The organism is Actinoplanes sp. TFC3 (assembly GCF_001553785.1).
GTDB lineage: Bacteria > Actinomycetota > Actinomycetes > Mycobacteriales > Micromonosporaceae > Actinoplanes.
The window spans coordinates 1,218,539-1,220,639 of the sequence record NZ_LOJP01000001.1 but is presented as its reverse complement, the minus strand read 5'-3'; the positions used below and the strand labels follow the sequence as shown (position 1 = coordinate 1,220,639).

The 2,101-nt window shown below is 66.8% G+C and carries 4 protein-coding genes; 2 read left to right on the top strand and 2 right to left on the bottom strand.

Features of this window, described 5'->3' with window-relative positions; all coding sequences use genetic code 11:
• Positions 1 to 99 precede the first annotated feature (99 nt).
• Both TFC3_RS05480 and TFC3_RS05475 read right to left on the bottom strand, forming a co-directional pair.
• Positions 100 to 603: a hypothetical protein gene (locus TFC3_RS05480; protein ID WP_067506013.1), complete on the bottom strand. Its 504-nt coding sequence runs from the start codon at positions 601 to 603 to the stop codon at positions 100 to 102.
• 50 nt (positions 604 to 653) lie between these two features.
• Positions 654 to 1,058, bottom strand: coding sequence for a rhodanese-like domain-containing protein (locus TFC3_RS05475; RefSeq protein WP_067506010.1), 405 nt, complete (start codon positions 1,056 to 1,058; stop codon positions 654 to 656).
• A 93-nt stretch (positions 1,059 to 1,151) separates the two neighbouring features.
• Between TFC3_RS05475 and TFC3_RS05470 the strand changes: the two genes are divergently transcribed.
• Both TFC3_RS05470 and TFC3_RS05465 read left to right on the top strand, forming a co-directional pair.
• A complete protein-coding gene (locus TFC3_RS05470) occupies positions 1,152 to 1,613 on the top strand; it encodes an Lrp/AsnC family transcriptional regulator (RefSeq protein WP_067496451.1) in 462 nt (153 codons plus the stop codon).
• A 13-nt stretch (positions 1,614 to 1,626) separates the two neighbouring features.
• A complete protein-coding gene (locus TFC3_RS05465) occupies positions 1,627 to 1,857 on the top strand; it encodes a helix-turn-helix domain-containing protein (RefSeq protein WP_173745298.1) in 231 nt (76 codons plus the stop codon).
• Positions 1,858 to 2,101 lie beyond the last annotated feature (244 nt).

The following is a 2,101-nucleotide window of genomic DNA, read 5'->3' as shown; positions in this document are numbered from 1 at the left end:
GTCCCGGCGTGCGCCCCAGCCCGCCCCCACCGACCCCGACGAGGTGGAGAAGGCGGCGCGGGACGAACACCCGGAGACCGTGCCGTCGGGCAAGGAGGACTAAACGAGCTGGTCCAGCTCGCTTACCGCGTACCACTCAAGCTCATGGTCTTCGGCGCCGTCGACGGTGAACTGCGCGTCGGAATCCCCGGCCAGCGCCTCCTCGACTGCGTCCACCGCGGCGCCCACCTGCTCGGCCGCATCCTCGCTGTCCACGTGGATTGCGGCCACACTCGCCAGCGAGATCGCCTGCGGCAGCACCACCGAACTCGACCCCAGCTCGGCCTGCTCACGCACCAGCGCCGACGCGGGCACGTCGACCGAGATCACCACCCGGCGCCGCGGCGCCTTCCCGTCGTGCCGCAGCAGTTGCAGAGAGGTCTGGGCGGCGCGGGTGAAAGCCACATATTCGAGTTCTTCCTCGTCACCCTCGGCATACCACTCACGCAGGGCGGGGGTCACGGCATGAGCGTCCATCGGTACGCCCCCAAGCTGGCCGGAAGCCTTGAGCACCCCCAGCAGCGGCACGGTGGCCGGCACGTACACCCGGACCCGCTCGGTGATCGGCACTGTCGTCTCCCCGCTTAGCAGTGGTCTTTCCCTGCGCTATTCCATCAGCAACCACATGCGTCCGTGACAGGGGCGGTCAGCGCGTCCGGGGTTCGGGTGACATCGCCGTCGCGGGTGCGCAGCGGAAAGCCCTCCCGGACCCAGTACTCCACTCCGCCGATCATCTCCCGCACGTCATAACCCAGCCGCGCGAACGCCAGCGCCGCCCGGGTCGCGCCGTTGCACCCCGGCCCCCAGCAGTACGTGACAATCCGGACTCCCGCCGGCACCGCCCCCTCGGCGATGTCCGCGGTGGGCAGGTGCACGGCGCCGGGGAGGTGGCCCTGGTCCCACGCCGTCCTGCTGCGCGAATCGATCAGGACGAAGTCGCCTTCCGCCGCGCCGTAGACGTCGCTGACGTCGGTCTGGGTACGCAGTCTTTCCTCGAAGATCTCCACCGCTGTTCGCATGATCAGCACGCTATGCGGCTGCTTGACGGGATGGCAGTCCCTCTCAACGGCCCTACCCTGTGCCGACCGTGGATTCCCCGGTAGTTTGCCGTTATGACCCTTGATCGCACTGACTGGCAGATTCTGGCTGAACTTCAGCGAGACGGCCGCGCCTCCTTCGCGGACCTGGCGCGAACGGTGGCCATGTCCCCCAGCGCAGTCGCCGAGCGGGTACGCCGCATGGAGGAAGCCGGGGTCATCGCGGACTACCGGGCCACGGTGGATCCCCTGCGGGTGGGCCTCGACGTGATGGCCTTCGTCCGGCTCAAGTACCCGACCGGGAACTACAGGCCGTTCCATGCCCTGCTGGACAGCACCCCTGAGATCATCGAGGCGCACCATGTGACCGGCGAGGATTGCTTTGTTCTGAAGGTGCTGGCCCGGTCCATGCGGCATCTGGAAGAGGTGACCGGGCGCATCGCCGGCTTGGGCGCGGTCACCACCAGCGTGGTCTACTCCAGTCCCCTGCCCGGCCGGGCCTTGGCGCCCATTGGAGAGCAAACGGTGGCAAACTAAAGACTTCGAACGCATGAGCGGAGGCCCCGTGGAACCCCGGTTCCTGCTGTTGTCAGACGTAGCAGCTGAGCTGAACGTCTCAGACTCGCAGGTCTACCACATGGTCCGCAGCGGCGAGCTTCCCGCGATCAAAATCGGTGGCCGCGGTCAATGGCGTGTTGAGCGGGCCAAACTCGAGCAGTACATCGATCAGAAGCACGCCGAGACAGCCGCCTGGGTTCAAGAGAACCCGCTGATTGAGTAACCCTTATCCACAGCCCCGGCCAACTGCCATTGACGCTTCGCCATGCCTTTACTGAGACTCGTACCGGAGGCAAACGAAGGCAAACGCAATGATTGGGGTGCACGGTGTCGATCGCAACGGTGGCCAAACCCGCAATCCTGCTGCGCCGGGCGCCTCGATATGAGCCGCCCTACGACGACGAGGGGGTGGGTCTGGGACTGGGGTTCGGTGGGGAGCTGCCTCGGATGACGGTGCTTACCCGGGC